The 24,559-nt window shown below is 37.7% G+C and carries 25 protein-coding genes and 1 pseudogene; 16 read left to right on the plus strand and 10 right to left on the minus strand.

What is annotated here, in order from left to right; translation table 11 throughout:
- Window positions 1-2: 2 nt before the first annotated feature.
- Complete coding sequence (locus tag P3L37_RS11505; RefSeq protein ID WP_109911226.1) at window positions 3-1,037, minus strand: substrate-binding domain-containing protein; 1,035 nt, start codon at window positions 1,035-1,037, stop codon at window positions 3-5.
- A gap of 234 nt (window positions 1,038-1,271) precedes the next feature.
- Between P3L37_RS11505 and P3L37_RS11510 the strand changes: the two genes are divergently transcribed.
- A complete protein-coding gene (locus P3L37_RS11510; protein WP_004910250.1) occupies window positions 1,272-2,000 on the plus strand; it encodes an SDR family oxidoreductase in 729 nt (242 codons plus the stop codon).
- A 44-nt stretch (window positions 2,001-2,044) separates the two neighbouring features.
- Window positions 2,045-3,673 (plus strand): FGGY-family carbohydrate kinase, encoded by a 1,629-nt coding sequence (locus tag P3L37_RS11515; protein ID WP_004910248.1) that lies wholly within the window; start codon window positions 2,045-2,047, stop codon window positions 3,671-3,673.
- A gap of 123 nt (window positions 3,674-3,796) precedes the next feature.
- Here P3L37_RS11515 and P3L37_RS11520 read toward each other — a convergent pair whose 3' ends face one another.
- On the minus strand, window positions 3,797-4,186 hold the full coding sequence (locus tag P3L37_RS11520; protein ID WP_004910246.1) for a hypothetical protein: 390 nt from the start codon (window positions 4,184-4,186) through the stop codon (window positions 3,797-3,799).
- 1,056 nt (window positions 4,187-5,242) lie between these two features.
- On the opposite strand from P3L37_RS11520, the gene P3L37_RS11525 reads away from it, so the two are divergent.
- Entirely contained in the window at window positions 5,243-5,530 is a 288-nt protein-coding gene (locus P3L37_RS11525) for a hypothetical protein (protein WP_004910245.1), read from the plus strand.
- A 71-nt stretch (window positions 5,531-5,601) separates the two neighbouring features.
- Here the strand turns inward: P3L37_RS11525 and P3L37_RS11530 are convergent, their stop codons facing one another.
- Together P3L37_RS11530 and P3L37_RS11535 are read right to left on the minus strand one after the other, a co-directional pair.
- Complete coding sequence (locus tag P3L37_RS11530; protein WP_109911225.1) at window positions 5,602-6,495, minus strand: endonuclease/exonuclease/phosphatase family protein; 894 nt, start codon at window positions 6,493-6,495, stop codon at window positions 5,602-5,604.
- Window positions 6,496-6,753: 258 nt separating this feature from the next.
- A complete protein-coding gene (locus P3L37_RS11535; protein WP_272667305.1) occupies window positions 6,754-7,788 on the minus strand; it encodes a LacI family DNA-binding transcriptional regulator in 1,035 nt (344 codons plus the stop codon).
- A gap of 371 nt (window positions 7,789-8,159) precedes the next feature.
- Here P3L37_RS11535 and P3L37_RS11540 point away from each other — a divergent pair, with 371 nt between their 5' ends.
- Genes P3L37_RS11540 through P3L37_RS11550 form a run of 3 tightly spaced genes read left to right on the plus strand, consistent with a single transcriptional unit; the run spans window position 8,160 to window position 10,183 of the window.
- A complete protein-coding gene (locus tag P3L37_RS11540) occupies window positions 8,160-8,606 on the plus strand; it encodes a PTS sugar transporter subunit IIA (RefSeq protein WP_109911223.1) in 447 nt (148 codons plus the stop codon).
- A gap of 21 nt (window positions 8,607-8,627) precedes the next feature.
- Complete coding sequence (locus P3L37_RS11545; protein WP_004910231.1) at window positions 8,628-8,915, plus strand: PTS sugar transporter subunit IIB; 288 nt, start codon at window positions 8,628-8,630, stop codon at window positions 8,913-8,915.
- A gap of 11 nt (window positions 8,916-8,926) precedes the next feature.
- Window positions 8,927-10,183: a PTS ascorbate transporter subunit IIC gene (locus tag P3L37_RS11550; protein WP_036958647.1), complete on the plus strand. Its 1,257-nt coding sequence runs from the start codon at window positions 8,927-8,929 to the stop codon at window positions 10,181-10,183.
- Between the two features lie 51 nt (window positions 10,184-10,234).
- Here P3L37_RS11550 and P3L37_RS11555 read toward each other — a convergent pair.
- Window positions 10,235-10,477 (minus strand): annotated as a pseudogene (locus P3L37_RS11555) (hypothetical protein); the annotation flags it as partial.
- A 258-nt stretch (window positions 10,478-10,735) separates the two neighbouring features.
- Between P3L37_RS11555 and P3L37_RS11560 the strand changes: the two are divergent.
- The 3 genes from P3L37_RS11560 to P3L37_RS11570 all read left to right on the plus strand — a co-directional run bounded on the left by P3L37_RS11560 (window position 10,736) and on the right by P3L37_RS11570 (window position 13,501).
- A complete protein-coding gene (locus tag P3L37_RS11560) occupies window positions 10,736-11,278 on the plus strand; it encodes an RrF2 family transcriptional regulator (RefSeq protein WP_004910219.1) in 543 nt (180 codons plus the stop codon).
- 132 nt (window positions 11,279-11,410) lie between these two features.
- Window positions 11,411-12,619: an NAD(P)/FAD-dependent oxidoreductase gene (locus P3L37_RS11565; protein WP_109911222.1), complete on the plus strand. Its 1,209-nt coding sequence runs from the start codon at window positions 11,411-11,413 to the stop codon at window positions 12,617-12,619.
- Between the two features lie 261 nt (window positions 12,620-12,880).
- Window positions 12,881-13,501 (plus strand): ankyrin repeat domain-containing protein, encoded by a 621-nt coding sequence (locus P3L37_RS11570; RefSeq protein WP_231136806.1) that lies wholly within the window; start codon window positions 12,881-12,883, stop codon window positions 13,499-13,501.
- Window positions 13,502-13,730: 229 nt separating this feature from the next.
- Here P3L37_RS11570 and P3L37_RS11575 read toward each other — a convergent pair whose 3' ends face one another.
- Window positions 13,731-14,675, minus strand: coding sequence for an SPFH domain-containing protein (locus tag P3L37_RS11575; protein ID WP_004910213.1), 945 nt, complete (start codon window positions 14,673-14,675; stop codon window positions 13,731-13,733).
- A gap of 427 nt (window positions 14,676-15,102) precedes the next feature.
- On the opposite strand from P3L37_RS11575, the gene P3L37_RS11580 reads away from it, so the two are divergent.
- The 5 genes from P3L37_RS11580 to P3L37_RS11600 all read left to right on the plus strand — a co-directional run bounded on the left by P3L37_RS11580 (window position 15,103) and on the right by P3L37_RS11600 (window position 19,632).
- On the plus strand, window positions 15,103-16,056 hold the full coding sequence (locus P3L37_RS11580; RefSeq protein ID WP_109911221.1) for a 2-keto-3-deoxygluconate permease 1: 954 nt from the start codon (window positions 15,103-15,105) through the stop codon (window positions 16,054-16,056).
- 10 nt (window positions 16,057-16,066) lie between these two features.
- Complete coding sequence (gene dtnK / locus P3L37_RS11585; RefSeq protein WP_109911220.1) at window positions 16,067-17,341, plus strand: D-threonate kinase; 1,275 nt, start codon at window positions 16,067-16,069, stop codon at window positions 17,339-17,341.
- Window positions 17,331-18,314, plus strand: coding sequence for a D-threonate 4-phosphate dehydrogenase (locus tag P3L37_RS11590; RefSeq protein ID WP_109911219.1), 984 nt, complete (start codon window positions 17,331-17,333; stop codon window positions 18,312-18,314). Before dtnK ends, P3L37_RS11590 begins: the two co-directional genes overlap by 11 nt.
- A gap of 3 nt (window positions 18,315-18,317) precedes the next feature.
- Window positions 18,318-19,094 carry a DeoR/GlpR family DNA-binding transcription regulator gene (locus tag P3L37_RS11595; RefSeq protein ID WP_109911218.1) on the plus strand — a complete coding sequence of 259 codons (777 nt, stop codon included), beginning with the start codon at window positions 18,318-18,320 and terminating at the stop codon, window positions 19,092-19,094.
- A gap of 106 nt (window positions 19,095-19,200) precedes the next feature.
- Window positions 19,201-19,632: a carboxymuconolactone decarboxylase family protein gene (locus P3L37_RS11600; protein WP_109911217.1), complete on the plus strand. Its 432-nt coding sequence runs from the start codon at window positions 19,201-19,203 to the stop codon at window positions 19,630-19,632.
- 66 nt (window positions 19,633-19,698) lie between these two features.
- Here P3L37_RS11600 and map read toward each other — a convergent pair whose 3' ends face one another.
- The gene (map, locus tag P3L37_RS11605) at window positions 19,699-20,469 is read right to left on the minus strand and encodes a type I methionyl aminopeptidase (RefSeq protein ID WP_004263445.1); all 771 of its coding nucleotides are present in this window, start codon (window positions 20,467-20,469) and stop codon (window positions 19,699-19,701) included.
- On the minus strand, window positions 20,462-20,668 hold the full coding sequence (locus P3L37_RS11610; RefSeq protein ID WP_004910200.1) for a ParD-like family protein: 207 nt from the start codon (window positions 20,666-20,668) through the stop codon (window positions 20,462-20,464). The genes map and P3L37_RS11610 overlap by 8 nt, the downstream gene beginning before the upstream one ends.
- A 326-nt stretch (window positions 20,669-20,994) precedes the next feature.
- Here P3L37_RS11610 and P3L37_RS11615 point away from each other — a divergent pair, with 326 nt between their 5' ends.
- Entirely contained in the window at window positions 20,995-21,420 is a 426-nt protein-coding gene (locus tag P3L37_RS11615) for a universal stress protein (RefSeq protein WP_004910195.1), read from the plus strand.
- Between the two features lie 132 nt (window positions 21,421-21,552).
- Complete coding sequence (locus tag P3L37_RS11620) at window positions 21,553-21,984, plus strand: DUF5339 family protein (RefSeq protein WP_042851572.1); 432 nt, start codon at window positions 21,553-21,555, stop codon at window positions 21,982-21,984.
- A 5-nt stretch (window positions 21,985-21,989) separates the two neighbouring features.
- Here the strand turns inward: P3L37_RS11620 and P3L37_RS11625 are convergent, their stop codons facing one another.
- Window positions 21,990-22,763, minus strand: a complete 774-nt coding sequence (locus P3L37_RS11625) for a nucleotidyltransferase domain-containing protein (RefSeq protein ID WP_109911216.1) — start codon at window positions 22,761-22,763, stop codon at window positions 21,990-21,992.
- 6 nt (window positions 22,764-22,769) lie between these two features.
- A complete protein-coding gene (locus P3L37_RS11630; protein ID WP_109911215.1) occupies window positions 22,770-23,975 on the minus strand; it encodes a nicotinamide mononucleotide deamidase-related protein YfaY in 1,206 nt (401 codons plus the stop codon).
- Window positions 23,976-24,559: the final 584 nt, after the last annotated feature.

The following is a 24,559-nucleotide window of genomic DNA, read 5'->3' on the forward strand; positions in this document are numbered from 1 at the left end:
CATCACTCTTTAACCACGCCCACAGGTAATACTTCAATTAACTGTGCTTTGCTATTTTCATTATCTATCAACTTAAAAATATGATTTAGCATCGTTGGCACATCCTGTTTAACCATTTCGATGTCATTACCTAATAGTGCAACAAAAGGGTCCCAGTCAAAACAGCCTAAATGAGGTTGACGCGAACCGATATAGCCTTTTTTACCTAACCAATCAATAACCCCTTCTAATGAAATAGTTGAATTAATAAATAAACCACATTTCACTATTTTCTGTGGATCTTCGTTATTCTGTTCAAAAAATCGTGAAAGTGCTTTTTCCGCTTTTTCGGGAGCATAACCACAGGCCAAGATATTTTCTTGTGGAACTGTGATCCCTTTTTCATTATGTGCATCAATAAAACCACGAATACGTTCCCGTGTATTGTGGTCATGTTCACGGCCACCAATAAAAATTAAGGCTTCATTTGTTGATGTCTGGGGGTTATTTTTGCTTAAAATACGTTGTGTTAAGTTTTTTGCACCAAGATAGTTGTCTGAAATAACAGAAGGCGCCAACAAGCCTGGTAAGTCTAAATTCAAGGTTGAGACACCGGAAGCTTGGCAAATTTCAGTGATTTTATCCGGATTGGTTGCCCCTGTTGAAACCAACCAATCAACCTGATAAGAAATCATTGCACGTGCGGCTTCTATTTCTAATTCAGGGTCACGCCGCGTGCAGGTAATGATAGGAAATAACCCTCTTTCACGCGCCATTTCCTCAAAATGTTCGACAATAGAACCAAAATAGCGGTTGTCATACTTCGGAACTAACATACCGATTATTTTGGATTTATTACTGCGCAATAAGCTGGCTTGCTTATTGACTGCATAATTTTGTTCTTCGGCGATGCGGATCACTTTTTCAGCAAGTTGTGCGCTAATTCGCCTTTTTTGCCAATTACCATTGAGTATTGCACTCACTGCACTCGCTGAAACCCCTGCTAATTCGGCAAGGTCATAGATCGTTGTTTTCTTATTTTGTCTGATCTTTGTCACAGATTCTCATCTCCATTTTTTACTAGCTTGACACCAAAGTCGAAAAGTCGCAATACTGCTACATCGATTGAGCAATATTGAAATTGATGATGCATGAGTTGATATACTGCAAAATAAATACTATCAACCCATCGCATGTAGCCACCTATCCATCCCCGTGACTCATTGCTGTTTCATTAATTTCAGGCGCTTTTCATTCTTACATTTCGCTAAAATATCCGATTGGAGTAAATTATGGCCATTTCTATTGAAAACAAAGTCGCAGCAATTACCGGAGCTGCCTCAGGTATTGGGCTTGAATGTGCACGCACACTGATCAAAGCAGGTGCAAAAGTCGTTCTAATTGACCGCGCAGAAGAGCGATTAAACCAACTTGTTGAAGAATTAGGTGAAAATGCAATTCCATTAGTTATCGATTTAATGAAACCGGAACAAGTTGATGGAATGTTAGATGCCATTTTACAAAAAGCAGGCGGTTTAGACATTTTCCATGCTAACGCTGGTGCCTATATTGGCGGCCCCGTTGCTGAAGGTGACCCTGATGTATGGGATAAAGTTTTAAATTTAAATATTAATGCAGCTTTCCGTTGTGTTCGCGCGGTATTACCTCATTTTATTGCTCAAAAATCAGGCGATGTGTTATTCACCAGTTCAATTGCAGGTGTTGTTCCTGTGATTTGGGAACCGATTTACACCGCATCAAAATTTGCTGTTCAAGCCTTCGTCCATTCAACACGCCGTCAAGTCTCTGAGCATGGTGTGCGTGTTGGTGCGGTATTACCCGGCCCTGTGGTTACTGCCTTACTTGATGATTGGCCAAAAGAAAAAATGGAAGAAGCCTTAGCAAATGGTAGCTTAATGCAACCAATTGAAGTGGCTGAAGCGGTATTATTTATGTTAACTCGCCCACGTAATGTCACTATTCGTGACCTTGTTATTGTGCCTAACAGTGTTGATCTCTAACTTGTCATCTCGCAATTCATTGCAGTTAGCACCTTGGAGGGAAAATGAATAATTCACATGCACCATTAAAAGATAACGATAAAGTCGTTATTGGTATCGATGTTGGTACAGGTAGTGCACGCGCAGGTGTCTTTGATATGTCTGGCAATATGTTAGCGTCTGCCAAACATGATATTACACTATTTCGTGACAACGCCAATTTCGCGGAGCAATCAAGTAACGAAATTTGGGAAGCGGTTTGTTATTGTGTCAAACACGCAATGGCATCATCAAAAGCAAAACCACAACAAGTGACTGGTATTGGTTTTGATGCAACCTGTTCACTAGTTGTCATCGGAACAGATACACAACCAATTACAGTTAGCCCATCGAATGACCCTGAGCGCAATATTATTGTGTGGATGGATCACCGCGCGACAGAGCAAGCTGAACGTATTAATCAATTAAAACATCCGGTTTTAAACTATGTTGGCGGTAAAATTTCGCCTGAAATGGAAACGCCTAAGATTTTATGGCTAAAAGAAAATTTACGTCAATCCTATGATAATGCATGGCAATTTTTTGATTTAGCCGATTTTTTAACTTGGAAATCGACTAATTCTTTGGCTCGTTCAACCTGTACGGTAACCTGTAAGTGGACATATCTAGCCCATGAAAAGCGCTGGGATGCAGATTACTTTCAACAAATTGGGTTATCTGAACTCGCAGATGAAAATTTCGCGCGTATTGGGCAGCTTATTGTCGAGCCAGGAACGCCTTGTGGTGAAGGCTTGACGGAAACCGCAGCTCAGCAAATGGGCTTACTAGCAGGAACTCCTGTCGCCGCAGGTATGATAGATGCTCATGCTGGCGGTATTGGTACCGTTGGTGTTAATGGCGATGCAACCGCTAATATGGCCTACGTATTTGGTACATCTTCATGCACGATGACGACCACCAAAGAACCCGTATTTATACCCGGTGTATGGGGGCCTTATTTCAGTGCAATGGTGCCAGGTATGTGGCTAAATGAAGGTGGCCAAAGTGCGGCAGGTGCTGCAATTGACCAGTTACTTTCCTTGCACCCCGCTTCAGCACAAGCAAAACTCACTGCAAAAGAACAAGGTAAACCCTTGCCTGTTATGTTAGCGGATTTAGTATTAGAAAAAGCATCGTCACCATCGCAGTCTGTTGAGCTAGCTGAAAAAATACATGTTGTCCCTGAGTTTTTAGGAAATCGAGCACCTTTTGCTGACCCTCATGCCAGAGCCGTCATTGCTGGCTTAACCATGGATAACAGCATGGAAAATTTACTTTCTTTCTATGTTGCTGGTGTGTGTGGCATTGGCTATGGGTTACGACAAATCATTGAAGCACAAGCAAAATCCGGTGCAGCTATTGAAAATATTGTCGTCAGTGGAGGTGCTGGCCAACACCCGTTGATCCGCCAATTACTTGCGGATGCGTGCGGTGTCCCTGTGATTTCAACACAAGCCAGTGAGCCTGTTTTACTCGGTTCAGCTATCCTCGGTGCAGTTGCAGGAAAAGTCTGTGACGATGTTGCACAAGCCATGGACCAATTTAGTGCAATTGACCTCACCTACCAAGCCAATGAAGCTTATAAAGCACGCCACGATACAAGATTTACCTCTTTCTTGCATTTACAGCAATGTGCTAGAGAATTAAAAGGCTAATCACGCTAATATGACGTTGAGTCATATTTATACTAAAGAAAGCCGGCTTACGGCTTTCTTTATTTAGGATTCGTATTACCTATTGCGTTTAATTTAATAAAAGGCATACGCTATCACTCAGTTTTAAAAACAATATCTTGCCCATAACGAATCAACCATTTCTTTTGGCATTAAATCGTAATCTCCCTCAACCATAGGAATTGACAAGGATACCTTCCCTTGTTTATCACTATAGGCTTTCACAATGAATTTTTTATACCCTTCTAATCTTGCATTCTTAACCCGAAACACTTCACCACAAACGTAGCCTAAATCACCCTTATCCGCAGTTTGGCGAATAAAATTATATTTCACATTTTTAAATGAAGCGGATTCAGGGAAAGATAAATAGTCTTCAACACTACTTTTTGCCATTTTCACAAGATCAGGTGTAGGGGAATAGTTCAATGTCACCCCTAAAATAAAAGAGCCCCCAGTTAACAATAAAATTGTGAGCAACTTTATAATATTCATATTCTTAAGCTCTCATTTATTCAATAACAAGCCAATTGACCTGGATGACCTAATCACCCCGCCCAAAAATACACTTAAGTAGTTATCATTAGCCAATTGTAAGTAAATAATAATTATTTTAATAATATCCAGCCTTATCTATATAAGAATACCTTATTAGATAGCTTGTTTTTTCTAATTACTATCTCCGATAACCATCACAAACAGAGCAAATAAACACAATTAAATTTATAAAGTCTGTTCGTATTTATACTTTATTTTACACATCACATGAGTAAGTATACCAGTATTAAACTAAGAATATAAATAGTACTTGAAACATTAACTGTTTCAATTTGTATTTTTTGAACTAGAGAAGTTTCATTTACCAAAACACAGAAACAATAATAAGCCTTAATTGTTCATCATAGCTTAACAAAAATAAACCCAAATATGTAATAAAACAATTCAATTTAATAATAGCCATGTCTAAATGTTAATTAACTCACTTTGTGAGTATTTAAACTCAATATAAGCGTAAATTAAAATTAAATTATAATATATTCGTTATTTTCAAATAAGCCATCCTTGCTAGATCTCACCATTAAAAAACAAAAAATATTTAAAATTCAATTTGATATAAAAAATACATTAATTCATGCCATTTGCCATCTTAATTTTTAACCTATTGTTCATTAATCTCTTTTTTCAAACTAAATTAGCCGAGTTATCGCTTCCACCTTAAGCGCAATAACGCACAACAAATTGATTAATAAGATAAAAACAAACAAAGAGTTAATTAATGAAATGTTAATGTTATGATACCAAACAGTTAACATCAATAGTCAACCTCAAAATGCATAAGAATATTTAACAATATCCATATAGTAATTTACTATTAAACTTCTCGATATATCTTCTTTTATCCAATTTTTGATATATACCACCAACCTAAATTACAGAATATTCCTAGTAAAAATTGCTTCTTTTAGCCAATACATAAAATTATCCGGCCAAATTTGACAAAATATTTTTTTTATCTCATGTAGCATTGTTTTCCAAAGAAAAGGGTAAACCATGACAAATATTCAATTACTATTACTTGCAACTAATAACATCAAAAACAACACAGAGCTAAGCCACTCTCAGGAGTCTTATGTATACCAATTTTACTATGCTAACGTCGCAGGCCATTTCGATAGCATTCAAGATTTTCTTACCGTATTTAAGCAGCAGACAGATGCAACATTAGATGCATCGCAACAATTAGCCGAACAGAGTCAGCAAATATACTCAACAGTTGAGTCTTATTTGGAAGTAGCCGAAAAACGGTATATTGAAAGGAAAAAATTGCTAGCCAATTAAGTTAGCATTTACAGTTGAAAAGGCCTACAAACTAAATGAGGCCTTTTATCGATAATTTTTCTGTTAAACTTCTATTGCTCTTGTAGCTCTAATTCAGCAATTATAGGTAGGTGGTCGCTAACACTTGACCATTGAAACTCTTTGCTATCTGTTGGGATTTCCATATTTTTCACATCCCAAACTTGGCCTTTAAATGTAAAAATATGGTCAATATCTATCGCTGGGTTTACCGCTGGCCAGCTACGGTAATCAATACCTTTAAATTCAACTGGGTTCCACATATAACGAATTTCTTGGATAGGCTGTTCATTCGCTGTTGAATTAAAATCCCCTGCTAATATTTTTATTGATGCCGCAATATTATCAAATCCCGTATCCGTATCCCCAATACTTGCATCTAAAATATGGCGAACCTGTCCAATGCGAATGGTTGGATCTTTCTGCCAATCAAGGTGCGTTCCCATCACTATAATTGGCGCATCAAAACCTGGTTTTGATATCTGGGATATTAATACAACACGTTGTTCAGCATCACCCGAAGGTAAATTAATTACTTTAGATTTATCGATTTTATATTTTGATAAAATTCCTACACCATATTCTCCACCATCAAAATCCAATGCCTTACCAAAAGCAAAATCCATCTTATTGGCTTTAGCTATTTCTTCTAACTGGTGAACTTTTTTACTGCGGGCTGTTTTATTATCAATTTCTGTTAAAACAATCACATCAGCATCTATTTTCGCAATCGCCTTATTCAATCCATCGAGATTACTGACATCTGATGCCAACTCATTTTTACCAATGTTATAGGTTGCAACTTTAATTGTCGGTTTGTTTGAAGTGTAAGCTTTATTCGGCGTTCCTCCATCCTGTACTTTTAAAACTTCAGAACCCGTCATCGATGCCATCGCACCGCAAGAAACTAAAATTGTAGTGGAAATAACTGTTTTTAGTAATTTCATTGTTTTTCCCCTGTGAATATCTAATATGACAAAATAGTGCAAGTGTTGAATAAAATTCTAGCTAAGCTGAATTCATTAACTTGCAGTTTTCATACATTAACAGAGAATAAAAAAGATGTAGTGACCAAGTCGACAATCTTATTTCGAGAGAAAAAAAAACCACCATTGTTTATACAAAATAGTGAGTTACCGCACTATTATTCACTAAGGACAAGCAAGATATTCAATAAAACGTGATTAATAACAATAAATTAAATTTTACGCACTTTGTCTTGCTTCAAATTTATACGGAAAAACAACTCCTTCTTTACGTTCAACAAAATCACAATCGACATCAGCAAGCCATTTTTGTAGTCTTTTCGCTGTTTCTCGAGCCATTTTACTGTAATCAATCCGCACGGAAGTCAGTGATGGATGAATGTGATCACAATTTGAAGAACCTTCAACACAAGCAATTGCTAACATTTTAGGTATCTGAATTAAACGTCTCTGGCACTCAAAAATGACGCCAAGCGCAATCATTTCATGGCTGCAAATCACAGCTTCAAGCTCAGGTTGGCGAGTCAACATCTCACTAATTGCCTGACGACCAAAATCCATCGTTGCAACATACGGCGTTGTAATACTTTGATCTGCACTTTGGTTATACGTCAGCATCGCTCGGTTCCAGCCACTTAATTGTTGGCTTTGCATTTTACTGTCCATTTGAGCGCCAATATAGCCTATCTTCTTATACCCATTTTGTAACATATAGTTAGTTAAAAAATTAACCGCATCACCAACGTTACTCTTGATATTCAACGTGACTGGATGGTTCGACTCCCCTGCAACACTGACAACTGGAATATCTAAATTCTTTAGATAATTAGACACACTTTCTGAATTTATTGCCCCAAAAATAATCAATGCCGCGGGGTTACTCTGTAATAGTGTCGATAAAACTTCAGACTCTTTTTTTTGCTGGTAATCATGGCTACCAATAACAACTTGATAACTATTTTTGTTCAGCGCTTCTTGTAAAGATTGCAGAAAAACTGAACTGGCATTATCACGCAGAGACGGAATTAAAACAGCAACAGTACGGCTTTGACCAGAAGCCAAAATACCTGCCGCAGAATTAGGTATATAACCAAGTTCTTCAACCGCAGCATTAATTTTTTCACGTAATTTGTCGGATACTAATTCAGGTGTACGCAGAGCTCGAGAGACCGTCATGGACCCAACGCCTGCAAATTTTGCGACATCCTGCAACGTGACTCGCCCTGTATTTTTTCTTTTTCGTATTTTTTGCATGTAATACTTTTACTTAGCCTAAACTCATTATTAACCCTAAGGTTGTTGATCTTCAATGGACAATTTTCATTCGAATCAAGCGTGTTTTTTTGCTTTTTTCGTGTTCTAGATTAAATGAGCTAAAAATAGCCAATATGGTTCTCTGAAATCTAAAGAAACACTAAAAATCACCAGCTCAGATTAACTTACCACAGGTTGAATTTGTTAATCAGCCGACAAGTGTACTCATTTTGTTTTTGTTCGCTATATTTTCTTAAAATGATAGCGCTATCACGAAAATGAAAGATTCAGCTAGATAGCGCTACCATAGAACACTACTATTCATTCAACCATTACAAAGATAATAATTTCACTCTACCAGGAGCAACCCGATGCTAACGACATTACTGACCCCTAACGTCATTCAAGTCGTCGACAGAGCCAGTGATTGGCAAGAAGCGATAAAAATCGCCTGTAACCCATTAATTAATAATAAACTCATTGAACCGAGATATGTTGATGCAATAATTCAATCGCACGAAAAAATCGGTCCTTATTATGTATTAGGTCCAGGAATTGCCATGCCTCACGCACGCCCTGAAGATGGCGTGAACCAATTATCCCTTGGTTTAACCGTTCTTAAACAAGGGGTTGAATTTGGTTCTGAGGGCAATGACCCAATCAAATTATTAATTGTACTCGCAGCAACCGATAGCAATAGCCATATCGGCGCCATCGCAAAATTAGCTGAACTTTTTGATAATCAAGAAGATATTGACAGCATCATGCAATCAGAAAACGTAGATGACATTCTTAAAATCATCGCTAAATATGAATAATTAGATATTAAGGTAAATATTATGAAAATCACTGTTGTTTGTGGAAATGGCTTGGGCACAAGCTTAATGATGGAAATGAGCATTAAGAATATTTTAAAAGATCTACAAGTCAGTGCAGATGTTGACCATGTAGATTTAGGTTCCGCAAAAGGCACCGTAAGCGATATCTTTGTTGGTACAAGCGATATTGCAGAACAATTAGTTGCTCAACAAGTTGGTGGTGAAATCGTTGCTCTGGAAAATATGATTGATAAAGTTGCAATGAAAGAGCGCCTGACTGTTGCTTTACAAAAACTTGGTGCGATGTAAGCGGAGGCACTATGTCATTTTTTCGTTTTCTGATGCAGGATGTTTTATCTGAGCCAGCCATTCTTGTGGGCCTAATCGCACTTATTGGTTTGATCGCGCAGAAAAAACCGGTAACTGAATGTATTAAAGGCACCATCAAAACCATCATGGGTTTTGTGATCTTAGGTGCTGGCGCAGGCTTAGTCGTCAGCTCGCTAGGCGATTTCTCAGCCATTTTCCAACATGCCTTTGGTATTAACGGCGTTGTTCCAAATAACGAAGCTATCGTGTCTATCGCACAAAAAAGCTTCGGCCGTGAAATGGCAATGATTATGTTCTTTGCGATGCTAATCAATATCTTGATTGCTCGCTTAACACCCTGGAAATTTATTTTCCTTACAGGGCACCATACTTTATTCATGTCCATGATGATTGCGGTTATCTTAGCTACCGCAGGAATGGAAGGAACCCTATTAGTGACTGTTGGTTCATTAATTGTTGGCTTTTGTATGGTATTTTTCCCTGCAATTGCCCACCCTTATATGAAAAAAGTGACGGGTTCAGATGACGTTGCGATTGGTCATTTCTCAACGATTTCTTATGTTTTAGCTGGGTTCATTGGTAGCAAGTTCGGTAACAAAGAACATTCAACAGAAGATATGAATGTCCCGAAAAGCTTGCTGTTTTTAAGAGATACTCCTGTCGCTATCTCTTTCACCATGTTCATTATTTTTATCATTACATGCTTATTTGCCGGCGGTGATTTCGTTCGCGAAGTCAGTGGTGGCAAGAATTGGTTCATGTTCTCATTGATGCAATCCATTACATTTGCTGCCGGTGTATATATTATTCTGCAAGGTGTGCGCATGGTTATTGCAGAAATTGTTCCTGCGTTTAAAGGTATCTCTGACAAATTAGTCCCTAACGCAAAACCGGCTTTAGACTGCCCAGTTGTCTTCCCATATGCACCAAACGCGGTGTTAGTCGGTTTTTTAAGTAGTTTCGCTGCTGGTGTTTTGGGAATGTTCGTTCTGTATGCATTAAATATGACGGTGATTATTCCAGGCGTTGTACCGCATTTCTTCGTGGGTGCTGCTGCAGGTGTTTTTGGTAATGCAACAGGCGGTCGTCGTGGGGCTATCTTGGGTGCATTTGCTCAAGGATTACTAATTACCTTCCTACCTGTATTCCTATTACCTGTTCTTGGGGATATTGGTATTGCTAATACGACATTCAGTGACGCTGACTTTGGCGCAATCGGAATTTTATTAGGCATTATAGTTCGCTAAGGTAAGACTCCCCATCGCAAATTTGCGAGTGGGGAGTTGTTTGCGGTTACCCTACTTTCCCAGCCAAGCCCCATCTCTAAATAAAAACTCCTGTAGCATAATTAAATCATCCGGTGTTACGTGGATCATACCTTCTCCGGGAACATCAATTTCCGCAATCATAAATAGTGCTAACGTGGTTAATGATGGCAATATGAGTATCAACCAATTTTTCCCTTTTGTTCCGCGTATATTGTAACCAATAAGAATATTTGAACAGATAGCAAAAAAGCTCAGCAAAAACCAAACCGCATTTAGATTTTCATTCAATATATCAATAAAAATTCGTTCAATCTTAAGATGAAGCGCCTCTAACTAAGGATCATACATAGAAATATGTACGACAAAGGACAGCGCTTGTAGCCCCATAGCTCTATTTATCAAATGCCATAATGCAACTTGTTGCAGCTTACATTAATAACGCGGACTAACCTTATCTTAGTTCTATTGACAATTAAAACGGAGACCTGTATTGTCCTTGTTTATAAATAGATGCTTAGGAAATTTAAATAAATGGCACACATTACTGTCAGTGTTGAATATGGTATCCATTGTCTACTTTGGTTTGTTGATAATCCCGAACGCTCTCTTAGCAGTAGAGAACTTGCAGAGTTACAAGGCATCTCTCCAAGTTTTCTAGCAAAAATTTTGCCTCGGTTAGAAAAGGCTGGGATCGTGAGTTCGAATGAGGGAATTAGAGGTGGATATCGATTGGCATTGCCTCCTGAAAAAATTACATTTCTATCTATAATTGATGCAATAGAAGGCTATAAACCTCTTTTCGAGTGCCAGGAAATACGGCGCCGTTGTGCTGTTTTCGAAGAAAATGGTCTACCACAATGGGCTATTTCTGGTACCTGCTCCGTACATAAAGTCATTCTTCAAGCTGAAAATGCAATGAGAGATGTATTAGCTAACCAAACCCTTGCTGATGTGGCGCAGCGTCTATGTCAAATCGCGCCTAATAGCTTTTATAGAGATGTAAACTCCTGGATGGATCAAAAAATTGAGGCTAGAACAGTTCGTTCAAACAAAGGAGGTCGTGGGAAAACATAACATATAATCCTATAGCCTTACCTTAAATTCACATCGTTTGTATTTAATTAATAACATCTTCACTGGTGCGGGTTTTTATTATTTAAAATTTGCAAATGAGCATTTAACGTTAATCTTCAATGGAATTAAATAATGACAGCTAAAATTGTTATTGCAGGATCGGGTTTTGCTGGTTTTTGGGCTGCTATTTCAGCAATGCGGGTAATTTCACAAGCTAATAAAGAAAATAGCATCAAAGTTATTTTAATTTCACCAAGGCCTAACCTCACTATACGACCGCGTTTATATGAAGCAAAGCTGGATAATATGTCCCCAGATATTTCAAAGCAGCTAGCTGCCGTCGGAGTTGAATATATTGCAGGTAAAATCCAAAATATCGATACAGATGCAAAATTATTAACCATTAATCTAGCTAATGGCAACCAAACTTCACTAGTTTATGAGCGTTTTATTCTGGCAACGGGTAGCCAATTAAACGTACCTCCTGTTCCTGGATTTGATAAGTATGGCTTTGATGTTGATTCATTAGAAGCTGCGCATCGTCTTGAAACACATTTACAAGCACTAAAGAACAAACCGGAAACTTTAGCTAGAAACACCGTTGTGGTAGTAGGTGGAGGGTTAACAGGCATAGAAAGCGCCGCGGAAATGCCAACACGCCTGAAAAAAATTCTAGGTGGATCTACAAAGAGCCGAGTATTTATAATTGACTCAGAACCCACTGTGGGAGCCGGAATGGGAGCAGACATCTCTCCTGTAATTCAACAAGCTTTAATTGAATGTGGCGTTGAATTACGCGCGGGATTACGAGTCGAAGCACTAAGCCATGATGGAGTTACTCTGTCAAACGGTGAGTACATAGAATCAAATACTGTCGTATTAGCGACAGGAGTAAAAGCAAGTTCTCTAACGGAACAGATTCGCGGTGAACGTGACGCTAGTAATAGGATTATCTCGGATAATTATTTACACGCACAAGCTGTCTCAAATGTTTTCGTCGCAGGAGATACTGTCAAAGCTCCCACTGATAATCAAGGAAATCATAATTTAATGACTTGCCAACATGCCCTAAGTTTAGGCCGTGTTGCAGGGCATAATGCAGCCGCTGAACTGTTAGGGCTTCCTCTTCATCCTTACAGTCAGCCTAAATATGTAACCTGCCTTGATTTAGGGGCTTGGGGGGCTCTTTATACCGAAGGTTGGCAGAGAGAAATACATTATATTAAAAAGGAAGGGAAAAAAATAAAACAAGAAATAAATACTAAGTGGATATACCCGCCTGAATTAGAAAAAAATGAGCTATTTGCTATCGCCGCTCCAGATTATGTCATCGTTCCTTGAGGTAAAATTTAGATTTAATATATTCAAGTAAAATAAATCGGAATAACCGCATAAAAATACAATAAGTATGATTTGTATTGCTTTGTGTCGTTTATTTTTCAATACTGATAAATAACTAAATATTAATAAGGTTTAAATATGTATATTAAAAAAATTATATTTGCTTTTTCATTACTTACTTTTGGGTCAGTATCACAAGCCCAAGTTGTTAATAATAATAACCCTTTAAAATATAGGCATTTTAAAACAGATTACGCTACGATGGTCGAACTAGCGAATAAAGAACGTTTACCTTGGAGAGTCTTCTATGAAAGTCCTAGTGAAGGCGTCAATGCCGAATGGTTTGATGCCGTAAAGCAGGGAGATTTAGACAAAGTAAAACAAATGGTTACTGAGGGGCAAGATATAGAAGCCAAAGACACCGGTAGCTTAGACCAAACGGCTCTGGGATGGGCGGCCTTTATTGGTGATGAAGCAATGGTTGATTATCTTATATCCCAAAATGCTAATCTTTGGGCAACCGATACAGGTGACGTATATAACGTACTAAAATCCGCGGTACTCGGTAATAATGTCAATGTTGTAAAAAAAGTCCATCAGCTAATGAAAGACGAAGTAGACTTGAATAATCAGCAAATTGAAAGTGATGGTGAAACATTAGTCATGGTAGCTGCAAGTAATAATAGAATGGAAACGGTTAAATACTTATTATCGCAAGGCGCAGATATTAACCGAAGTACAACGACTGATGATGTAACCATGTTTTCTTATGACCAAAGTGCATTAACTTATGCATGTAAAAATAATCTTCCAGAAATGCAAAAATTCCTTATTGATAATGGTGCACTAAATCATCGTACCGGTAAACCATCTTGTAATTGATTTATAGGAATATTGGGTAATAACAGAATTATTTTCACCAATCATGCAAATAAGTTATTTTTAGCATAACAAAAGTATTGGACGTACCCTTCTATATATTAAATAGCCTGATTCCGATTATATATCGAAATCAGGCTATACAATCAATTGACTAAAAGTGCCCAACTTTATGTGGTTACTTCAAGCTTAATAGAACAGGTTGTAAATATAGTCATTCTTTTAATGAGAATTACTGGCTATTACGCATATCCATAATCATTTTGCCATCATAGTCTGCACCAACCACAATATTAGGCACCTCACCTTTATATTTGTGAGCTTTAATTTGTTCAATCTCTAACTGTTTCCAATTGATCATTTCACGGGTAATAGTACGTTGTAATATCGCATTAGCTTCAGCTTCTTTCTGTGCAGCATACAATTTTGCATCCGCTTCTTGGCGCATCGCAAATGAACTTGCTTGTGCATTACGTTCTCTAGCGATGGCTTGTTGTTCAGCAGACTCTCTTTCCGCTTCAGCAATAACAACCTTTTTCTGAGCTAATTCACGCTCTTTTTCTGCCTCTGCTTTTGCTTGGTTAATTTGCTCTTGGCGCATTTTAGTATTAACCACTTGCTCTTGTACAACTTCAGGCAAAGTAATATCTTGGATCATAATTTCTTTTATTGTATAGCCATAAGGGGATGCATACCCTTGAATAGCATCACGAATAGATTCTTGTAATTTTCTTTGTGTATCTGCTGTATAAAGATCTTGCGCATTAGCAACATCTTTACCAAATTCCAAAATCGTTGAAATCAATTTTTGGCGTACATATTTATCTAAAGCTTCACTTTCTGTACCACCATTAATACGTAATACCGGAGCTTTAGAACCATCAAACTGAAGCATTACCGTAATATCAACAATAGATTTTAGTTTATCTTGTGAAGGTACTCTTAGCTCTTTTAGTGATACACGAATATCTTTTGTTGAGTACGTATCAAACGTTGTAAACGGGTTAATTGGAAAATGTAAACCTGCATCATAAGCAACTGGATCGACCTTTCCTAAAAATGTTCCTACCTTAACCGAACCATCTTGGACAATGGTATATGAGTTAATACCTACAAGGCCGATAACTAGTAGTAATGCAGCGCCAACAACCAATTTAATCATTGATTTAAATTGCATGAGTTAATCCCTATCAAATAATAATTATAATAAAGCGCCTATTGTCACTACTTGCTTTCTAACTACAAGTCTAATAATCCTAAATTTAAAAACACTAAATTTACTGTTTCTATCTTGGTAAAAATGTATTGCTAAGTCATTACAGATAATTTTTTTATAAAGCTAGTTTTATCCTTTTAAATTATTACTGCTTATTTTCAATCATAAAACATATGAATGATTATTTATAATCACCACCTTAATCAGTTGAGATGACGTTCACCCCATCTTAAAATCAATAAATCGTTATTTTTAACCAAAAAAACAGCAATTTTAAGCATGTAACGCCGATTAATAATAAAGGGGATTATTGCGATCTTGATCACTGTTGTTTTTGATTGATTAAATATAATCATTGTGACTAAAATAAATCATGGCGGAGAAAACCATGCAAATAAAAAAATCGATTGAACGTATACCTGGTGGCATGATGGTTGTGCCATTAGTACTTGGTGCCCTAATCAACACCTTTGCTCCTCAAGCTCTCGAAATCGGTGGCTTTACGACATCACTATTTAAAAATGGTGCTCCTGCTCTTATTGGCGCATTCTTGCTTTGTATGGGTGCAGGAATTAGTTTCAAGGCAGCACCTCAAGCTTTATTACAAGGAGGTACAATTACCTTAACAAAATTAGTCGTTGCGATTGCTCTTGGCCTAGGAGTCGATTATCTCTTTGGAATGGAAGGGATTTTTGGTTTAACTGGTGTTGCAATTATTGCAGCAATGAGTAATTCAAATGGTGGTTTATATGCCGCTTTAGTTGGGGAGTTTGGTAATAAACGAGACGTTGGTGCTATCTCAATTTTATCTCTTAATGATGGCCCCTTCTTTACGATGATCGCGCTAGGCGCAGCTGGTATGGCAAATATCCCTTTAATGGCATTAGTTGCGGTTCTTGTTCCGTTAATTGTTGGTATGATCTTAGGAAATCTAGACCCACATATGCGCGATTTTCTAACAAAAGGTGGGCCAATATTAATTCCTTTCTTCGCGTTTGCACTAGGCGCAGGGATCAACTTAGAAATGCTATTACAAGGTGGGCTCGCGGGTATTTTACTCGGTGCGCTGACTACGTTTGTTGGCGGCTGGTTTAATATTCGAGCAGACCGTCTAGTTGGAGGCTCTGGTATAGCAGGTGCTGCAGCCTCAAGTACCGCAGGAAATGCAGTGGCAACACCACTCGCTATCGCACAAGCCGACCCATCCTTAGAGGCTATCGCGCTTTCTGCGGCTCCATTGATTGCTGCATCCGTGATTACCACCGCTATTCTAACCCCTATCCTGACCTCTTGGGTTGCTAAACGTCAACAAGCAAGACAACCCCAACAAACTGAAGAGTAAGGAGTTATTTATGAAGCTATTAGTTATTGCGGATGACTTTACAGGGGCAAATGATACCGGTGTTCAATTTGCTAAAAAGCATGCGCGTACAGAGATACTTCTTGATAGTACACAAAAACATTCTTGGTTTGCTGATGTCGTTGTGCTTAACACAGAAAGTCGTGCATTAAATGCACAAGTTGCTTCAGAAAACCTACGAAATAGCCTGAAACCTTTTTTATCTCAGAAGGATAAACCTGTCATTTATAAAAAAATTGACTCAACATTTCGCGGTAATATCGGTGCAGAAATAGAGACAATTATGTCAGAAACAGGCTTAAAATTTGCTATTGTTGCCGCAGCTATTCCTGCGGCAGGACGCGTAACGTTAAATGGTGAATGCCTCGTTCATGGAAAAGCACTTGTTGAAACTGAATTTGCTTCTGACCCTAAAACACCAATAGTTTCATCACGCATCCAAACTATCGTCCATCAACAGACTACCCTGCCTGTTATTGAAGTGTATCTAGACCAAATACGTTCAGGCCAATTCGTAACATGGTTACAAGCACAAAAGCCAACGCAAGCCAGTATCATCGTCACGGATGCTGAAAATGATGAAGATCTAACCCTAATTGCTAAGGCTGTATTTTCAATAGCTCAACCTTGCCTACTCGTTGGAGCTGCGGGCTTTGCAAATGCATTGCCTGAGAATATTTTCATGGATAAAAAGCAAGGGCTACCGTTATTTATTGTCGCTGGCTCAATGAGCAGCGCAACAATTGAACAGGTAAACTATGCACAAACGCATTGTGATGCCAGTGTTATTGATGTTGATGTAACGCAAGTACTTGCAGCCACTACACAAGATAACTATATGGCTGCGCTCATCAAAGAAATTAGTCAAACATTAAACCAACAAAAACACACCATCATACGAACCAGCCGAGATGTGCAAGATAGGCATCATATTGATGACCTATGCACTACCTACGGTATGACACGTAATGAATTGGGAAAAAATATCAGCGACTTTATTAGTTTGCTGACCTTAAAAACGCTGTCTGTTTCCAGCATCGGGGGACTTTTTTTAACAGGTGGAGATATTGCGATTGCGGTTGCCAATACTTTGGGAGCAAAAGGTTATCGAATTCAATCTGAAGTAATGCCATGTATACCTTGCGGCACTTTTATTGACAGTGAAATTGATGATTTACCCGTGATCACCAAAGCGGGAGGGTTTGGTCAAATAACCACTTTATGCGAAGCCATCAAATATATTGAGGAAATTTATTGTGAAAAATAATGTTGTTGCTATTACGATGGGAGATCCTGCTGGTATTGGCCCAGAAATTATCGTCAAATCCCTTGCAGAAGGTGAACTTGCAGGAGCCTCTGCCGTTGTTATCGGTTGTGCATCAACAATGCAGCGATTAATTAAATCGGGGTTAGTTCCTCAGGTAAAAATCAATGTGATACAAAATATCAAAGAAGCTCAATTTTCAGCGGATACCATCAATATTATTGATGAACCCTTAGCCGATCCTAGCGCGCTTATTGCGGGCAAGGTCCAAGCTCAAGCTGGTGACTTAGCATTTCGTTGTATTAAACGTGCGACTGAACTAGCACTCGCAGGCGAAGTGAAAGCGATTGCTACTGCACCTTTAAATAAAGAAGCATTACACCTTGCTGGGCACAACTACCCAGGTCACACTGAACTTCTTGCCCAGCTAACCAATACCAAAGATTATGCCATGGTGCTTTATACAGAAAAATTAAAAGTCATCCATGTCACGACACATATTGCATTGCGTAAATTTTTAGATACATTAAATAGCGAGCGTATCATAACCGTGTCTCGTATCGCATCAGACTTTTTAAAACGCGTTGGTTATGAAAAACCGCGTATTGCTATCGCAGGCGTTAATCCTCATGCTGGGGAAAATGGTTTATTTGGTGATGAAGAAATCGTATATTTACAACCAGCTATAGAACAGGTAAGGTCTGAAGGTATTGATGTTTATGGCCCTTGTCCTCCAGATACTGTATTTTTACAAGCCTATCAAGGGCAATATGACATTGTCGTTGCCATGTATCACGACCAGGGTCATATTCCTTTGAAATTATTAGGTTTTTATGATGGTGTTAATATCACTGCGGGTCTTCCGTTCTTGCGCACATCAGCCGATCACGGTACCGCATTTGATATTGCTTGGACGGGTAAAGCAAATCCTGAAAGTATGGCCATCTCACTTAAACTTGCGATGAATGTAGTATAACTAATGAGCACAATGGATAGATTAGATTTAATACTTGAGTATCTTAAACAGCATAACCTCGTCACTGTTGAGGAACTAGTACAAGCACTATCCGTATCAGCGGCTACTATCCGGCGTGATCTCATTAAACTTGATGAAACTGGGGTTATCTCTCGCACACATGGCGGTGTAACCCTCAATCGTTTCATTCCTGTTCAGCCCACTACATCGGAAAAAAACCAGCGTAATCTAAGAGAAAAACGGGCTATTGCGAAAACAGCAGCCCGTTTAATTGAACCAGGTAGCACAGTTTTACTTGACGCAGGAACAACCATGCTTGAGCTAGCGCGGGAGCTCACTCATATGCCCCTGCGTGTTATCACCTCTGACCTCCATATTGCTCTTTTTCTTTCTGAATTCAAACAAATTGAAGTCACAATTGTTGGTGGACGAATTGACGATAGTAGCCAATCTTGTATTGGTGAGCATGGGCGCGTTTTATTACGTAGTATTTATCCTGATATCGCATTCATTAGTTGTAACTCTTGGAGTTTAGAAAAAGGAATTACAACACCAACAGAAGAAAAAGCTGGGCTAAAACGTGATCTAATAACAAATGCTACACGTTCTGTTATGCTTGCTGATAGTAGTAAATACGGTAAATGGTCATTATTTCGTGTCGCTCAAATAGACGAATTCACAGATATTATTACAGACAACCAACTTCCTCTCGATATTCATCAAAAATTTATAGATTCTTGTCGTACTAATCTAATATTGGTTTCCACAAATGCCACTTAATGCTATTGAACGTGATTTCTTTATAAAATAAAGTAGCGCAACCTTCCAACCAAACCGCACCAAACATTGCATTTTATCTGACAACAAAATATGTAAGGAATCACTCATGAGTGAACTGAGATTAGCCTATTACAATTTATCACCTGAAGCTTATAAAGGGCTTATTGATTGCAAAAATGCATTGGATAAGAGCGGGTTAGATAACGAACTGATAGAACTCATCTATTTAAGAGTTTCACAAATCAATGGCTGTGCATTTTGCCTAGATATGCATGCAAATTCATTGCGTTCAAATGGCGTTAGTAACAAAAAAATTGATACTCTCGCTGGCTGGCAGGTCAGTCATCATTTTAATTCATTAGAACGCGCTGCATTAGCTTGGACAGAAGCGGTTGTTAATATAGCTACCAGTGGTACATCAGATGCTCTCTTTAATGAATTAAAACACCATTTTTCTGATGCTCAAATTTCTGATCTAACCATCGCTATTGGTTTAATGAGTGCATTTAATCGTATAGCAATAGCACTGAGACAATAGTAAAAATTTGCATAAAAAAAGCTTGTTACCATAATGGCAGCAAGCTTATAAACTCTATTTTTAACGCTATTTTTCTTCATCGCGTAGTGTTAAAACTTCATAACCATCTTTAGTAACTAATACCGTATGTTCCGATTGAGCAGATAATTTTTTATCTCGCGTTACGACTGTCCAGCCATCTTTTTTTGTTTTAATTTTCATTCCACCTTGGTTGATCATTGGCTCTATCGTAAATGTCATTCCTTCTTTTAATTCTACCCCTTTCCCTCGTACGCCATAATGAAGAACTTGCGGGTCCTCATGCATTTCACGGCCAATACCATGCCCACAATATTCACGTACAACACTATAACCTTTAGATTCCGCATAATGTTGAATAGCAGAACCAATATCACCTAACGTTGCGCCTGGTTTAACTTGCTTTATGCCTTCCCACATAGCGGCATAAGTATCTTTAACTAACTTACGTGCCAGTGGTGAAGCTTCCGGCATCACATACATTTTACTTGAATCGGCAATGAAACCATTTTTCTCTAGCGTAATATCAACATTAATAATGTCTTTTGCTTTTAAAATTTCATCTGTTTTTGGAACGCCATGGCAAACGACTTCATTTAGAGACGTGTTCAAAACATATTGGTAGCCATATTGCCCTTTACTGGCAGGCCTTGCTTGTAACTCATTAACAATATAGCTTTCAACTTTATCATTAATTTCCATCGTAGAAATACCAGGTACGATAAATGAATCCAACATCTTAAAAACACTAGCCAAAAGTCGTCCAGACTCACGCATCAGTTCAATTTCTTCTGCTGTTTTAATTGTAATATTATTCATGAACCTTTCCTTTTAATTCAATTGACTCTTTCTCTAACATTTCATTGATTAACATAGTAAATGTCTTATTCGGGTTTAATTCAGCTTGCATTCCAATTTTAATCCAAAATTCTGCCTGTGAATTAATCGACCGGGACATAACTTGGCTCGCATGGCGTAGATAATCATGCAATTCATCTGAAATTTTTACGATACCCAAAATAACCTCAACAATATGATATGTATACAAACCATGTATAGATCATATAACAGGAAGGTGATGATTCAAAGTACTCACGTTTTGTATAGCACAAAGCGCATGAAAAACAGCCTATAAATATCACCATTAAGTTTCTTAAGTTAAATCCGCCATCAAAGTATTTATTTTGTTGATCCGCTATGATGGAGCCCGAGGTATGTAATTCCTATATGTAAATTAACATTATTTTGATTGACTCGGCCATTTACTAATTTAACAGCTCTACTCTTTATAAACTAACGACCCGATTACTGCATGAACTCAATAAATAAAAGCTGGAGAAAAATATGTATAATAAGATTTTGGTTCCGATTGATATAACAGAAAAAAGCTTAGCACATTTAGTTATGGCACATATTCAATACCTTGCTGAATATGAAAAAGCACACATTCATTTTTTAGCGATTATTCCTACTATCCCTTTCTATACCACGATGGGATTTGGTTTTGCTGAAAAAGCGGATAGTGAACAAGATAATGTAACAAGACAACTCACTGAGATTATTAAAGAATTTAATCTTTCAAGTGATAAGTACAGCGCGCAAGTTTTAATGGGAACACCAAGAGATGAGATTTTACGCGTTGCTGAAGAAATTTCTGCTGATTTAATTGTAATTGGCTCAAAGCGTCCCGGTATGTCCACATATTTTTTAGGTTCGACAGCATCAATGGTTATTCAAAATTCAAAAATTTCTGTTTTAACGGTTCGATAACCACTATCAATTATAATAACCTAGGTAACCTATTATTGGGTTACCTTGTTTTTTCGTGTTAAGCTTACATATCGACATTATTCACTCTACTAGGCTATATATTACAGGTTTATTTTTCACTCAAGGAATGTAATGAAAAGATACTTTCTCTGGATCAGTATAAGCATCAACATTATTCTTGCTATCGCCTTAATTACATCTATTACCTTGTTTTTTAACATGAAAAATCAGGTAATGACTATCGTTGAGCAAGTAAAAACAGGAAAGTATATCGAGCAGGTACAACAGCAAACCAAGCAACTGATTCCAAATACGCTAAATGAATTAAAAACCTTAGAAATTGATGGTGACTCCTGTGGCCAATTTTATCAAAAAGTTGATGAAGTTATTGAATACTTAAATAATAATCCAGAGATTATTGGGGCACAAACCTACACAGATCAACTGTCTTCAGTAAAAATGGCTATTGATAAAACTCCGACTATATTAAAAGACAAGGCCTGCAAAAAGGGTGTTTCAAGTATTAATTATATCGTTAATGCACTGCAGCCTGATGAGCTATAACGGGTTTATTTATTAATACTATTAGAGCGCTCACAATCTAACCAATTGATAAACTGGATTAATTTCCCCACGAATTGCTCATCAGCAAACGGAACAGTTCCTTGATATAAAAAATAATTTATCTCAAATTGCCGTTCAGGATAACGTTGGACTAATTTCTGTGTATATTCAGATAATGTTTCTGGCCAGTCATTGTCTTTTTTCCAACGTAAAATGTTGGTCGAACGAATGAGTTTTCTCGATGCCGCCCGATATAATAACTTTAGTTCAGCGTCATCATTACAATGATTAATTTGGTCAATATAATCATTGAGTACATTAACAAAATCACCATTAACTGCTTCTGCTATTTCCCGCGAAGGGATAAGTTGGCTAAAATATGTAGCTAAATCATGCCCATAAATGCAACGGCAATGATGCTTAATCCAATATCCCCAACTATATAAATTAGCCTCACTCATCACATCCGTAAGTATACCAATATCAAAATCAATTTTGCTTATCTCGGTGTGACTAATCGTTAGTTGTAGTTGTATTTCATTAAGTCTGGTTGTCTCAAATTGGGTAAGATCGTCACGTAATATGATGCACAGATCTAAATCTGATTGTTGAGGTTTTGCACAGCCCTTTGCAACACTGCCATAAACATATAGGCTATGGAGCTTTTCTTTTAGTATGTGACTCAGCCAGTAAATAGATTCTGTTATTACTAACTGAAATTCCGATTGAAAAGGCCTTTCCTCAAGAACAGGGATATACGCATAATCTTTTAATTTCATAACCCACTAACTCTCTAAGATAAGTGTTTCTGTTTGTACTAACCATTCATAATAGCCAATAACCTCACGACCATTTAACCAGCGAGACAGCATATCTAGTACTAACATTACACTGACTTCTTGCTTTTCTTTCTGCGAATGATTATTTGGTAAATAGTGAATTCTTTGCACATAACACTTATCTGGGGTTGATAATGCAACGTTTAGATACTGCTCCTGATATTCACCAATCACTAAACCAATAGATAAGGGGTGGTTAATCGTTATATTCTGAGCTCTTTGCGCTAGAGTTTCTAATGTTTGCTCCACATCAAGTGGTAAAATTTGACTGTCAGAAATAACGATTCCTGCTGAATCCAATGTCCAATTTAATAACCCAGCACTATATTGTTCACTAGCTATTACGTTTAATTTCTTTTCTTTTAATAAGTTACCAATTTTTTGTGCTAAACCTTCAGTACCTTCAAATATCAGATTATCCCCTACTCCTTGCTTCACGAGTTGCCAATCTCTCTCCATCAATTCTTTTTGTGATGCAGGCCCCGTCAGTTTTAATTCAATAATAGGCATTGAGGAGCGGTAGCCTAAAACACAATTTTCAGGTAAAGGTAAGCTATCAAATTGCTTCGCAAGACTACTTTCACTACGACCAAAACTGGTTAGACGTAAACAAATTGGTGGCTCTGGCAATGTAAACCGTTCACGTAACCTCGGCAAAATTTGCTCATTCACCATAACTTTAAACTCTGAAGGAACCCCCGGTGTAAAAAAAATTAGACAACCATTCAAAACTAATGAAAAGCCACAAGCTGTTCCGACTGGGTTATCAATTAATTCCGCATTGGCAGGAAGTAGCGCTTGCTTACGATTTGTCTCAGGCATAACTCGCCCTCTGGCAATAAAATAGCGCTCCATAACCTCAATCCACTGTGAATGCTCAACTAATGGAACTCCCGCAGCTTTAGCCGCTGCCAAAGCACTTAAGTCATCACTTGTTGGCCCAAGCCCACCATTAACAATCAGAACATCTGCAGATAAACTACGTTCAAGGAAAGTAGCGACTAAACTATCTAAATCATCACCAACAGTTGTTCGGCTACTCAAAGGGAGACCTTGTTGAAAAAAACAGTCTGCTAACCAAGCGGCATTTGTATCAATTATTTGTCCGTGTAAAACCTCATCGCCAGTACTCAACATTTCAACAACTAACATCCATAACTCCCTTATTATGCAAATTACATTAACTTGCTAAATTACCTTATTATTAAGCTGACTAACATTAATATTTATTCAGCAAAACTGCTCTTCAAAAGTCACCTATAATCTATTAGAAACAAATAGTTTAGGATAACTATCACAATATGTGAGTCATAAAAAGGCTATAGTTTTATATGCAATTGAATCCATTATTTTTTATCGTAATAATAGAGGCTACATTTTCAAGCTAAAACTAATTAAGTCTATCGCACTACTTTCTTTATTTTTATTTCCGGATGTCAACTTGGGGGCTCTACAAATTCCAATTCAAACTCAGATTCAAAATTTGGGGAATTAAATGAGTTAAAAGCGATAGAGTTTCCTTCCACAGAAACACCTAAAGATCTTGCTGAAGGCGCATTTGAAACTGAGTACGATAATGGCCAGCCAAAATTCAAAACTTGGGTATCTAAAGGATGTCTGGATAAATACATCAAAACCTACTATGAGAATGGCCGTATCGATATCGAATTAACCGCGCTATAAGGCACCATTTAAAATCTACCATAACACTCCAAGTAAAAACCAAGCATTACTGG

The sequence above is a fragment of the Providencia sp. PROV114 genome (genome assembly GCF_032704305.1).
Taxonomy (GTDB): domain Bacteria; phylum Pseudomonadota; class Gammaproteobacteria; order Enterobacterales; family Enterobacteriaceae; genus Providencia; species Providencia rettgeri.

What these genes read in the sequence shown, in the direction of transcription:
- P3L37_RS11510 (WP_004910250.1), top strand. Translation starts at nt 1,272, where the DNA reads ATGGCCATTTCTATTGAAAACAAAGTCGCAGCAATTACCGGAGCTGCC.
- P3L37_RS11515 (WP_004910248.1), top strand. Translation starts at nt 2,045, where the DNA reads ATGAATAATTCACATGCACCATTAAAAGATAACGATAAAGTCGTTATT.
- P3L37_RS11520 (WP_004910246.1), bottom strand. Translation starts at nt 4,186, where the DNA reads ATGAATATTATAAAGTTGCTCACAATTTTATTGTTAACTGGGGGCTCT.
- P3L37_RS11525 (WP_004910245.1), top strand. Translation starts at nt 5,243, where the DNA reads ATGACAAATATTCAATTACTATTACTTGCAACTAATAACATCAAAAAC.
- P3L37_RS11530 (WP_109911225.1), bottom strand. Translation starts at nt 6,495, where the DNA reads ATGAAATTACTAAAAACAGTTATTTCCACTACAATTTTAGTTTCTTGC.
- P3L37_RS11535 (WP_272667305.1), bottom strand. Translation starts at nt 7,788, where the DNA reads ATGCAAAAAATACGAAAAAGAAAAAATACAGGGCGAGTCACGTTGCAG.
- P3L37_RS11540 (WP_109911223.1), top strand. Translation starts at nt 8,160, where the DNA reads ATGCTAACGACATTACTGACCCCTAACGTCATTCAAGTCGTCGACAGA.
- P3L37_RS11545 (WP_004910231.1), top strand. Translation starts at nt 8,628, where the DNA reads ATGAAAATCACTGTTGTTTGTGGAAATGGCTTGGGCACAAGCTTAATG.
- P3L37_RS11550 (WP_036958647.1), top strand. Translation starts at nt 8,927, where the DNA reads ATGTCATTTTTTCGTTTTCTGATGCAGGATGTTTTATCTGAGCCAGCC.
- P3L37_RS11560 (WP_004910219.1), top strand. Translation starts at nt 10,736, where the DNA reads ATGGCACACATTACTGTCAGTGTTGAATATGGTATCCATTGTCTACTT.
- P3L37_RS11565 (WP_109911222.1), top strand. Translation starts at nt 11,411, where the DNA reads ATGACAGCTAAAATTGTTATTGCAGGATCGGGTTTTGCTGGTTTTTGG.
- P3L37_RS11570 (WP_231136806.1), top strand. Translation starts at nt 12,881, where the DNA reads ATGGTCGAACTAGCGAATAAAGAACGTTTACCTTGGAGAGTCTTCTAT.
- P3L37_RS11575 (WP_004910213.1), bottom strand. Translation starts at nt 14,675, where the DNA reads ATGCAATTTAAATCAATGATTAAATTGGTTGTTGGCGCTGCATTACTA.
- P3L37_RS11580 (WP_109911221.1), top strand. Translation starts at nt 15,103, where the DNA reads ATGCAAATAAAAAAATCGATTGAACGTATACCTGGTGGCATGATGGTT.
- dtnK (WP_109911220.1), top strand. Translation starts at nt 16,067, where the DNA reads ATGAAGCTATTAGTTATTGCGGATGACTTTACAGGGGCAAATGATACC.
- P3L37_RS11595 (WP_109911218.1), top strand. Translation starts at nt 18,318, where the DNA reads ATGAGCACAATGGATAGATTAGATTTAATACTTGAGTATCTTAAACAG.
- P3L37_RS11600 (WP_109911217.1), top strand. Translation starts at nt 19,201, where the DNA reads ATGAGTGAACTGAGATTAGCCTATTACAATTTATCACCTGAAGCTTAT.
- map (WP_004263445.1), bottom strand. Translation starts at nt 20,469, where the DNA reads ATGAATAATATTACAATTAAAACAGCAGAAGAAATTGAACTGATGCGT.
- P3L37_RS11615 (WP_004910195.1), top strand. Translation starts at nt 20,995, where the DNA reads ATGTATAATAAGATTTTGGTTCCGATTGATATAACAGAAAAAAGCTTA.
- P3L37_RS11620 (WP_042851572.1), top strand. Translation starts at nt 21,553, where the DNA reads ATGAAAAGATACTTTCTCTGGATCAGTATAAGCATCAACATTATTCTT.
- P3L37_RS11625 (WP_109911216.1), bottom strand. Translation starts at nt 22,763, where the DNA reads ATGAAATTAAAAGATTATGCGTATATCCCTGTTCTTGAGGAAAGGCCT.
- P3L37_RS11630 (WP_109911215.1), bottom strand. Translation starts at nt 23,975, where the DNA reads ATGTTAGTTGTTGAAATGTTGAGTACTGGCGATGAGGTTTTACACGGA.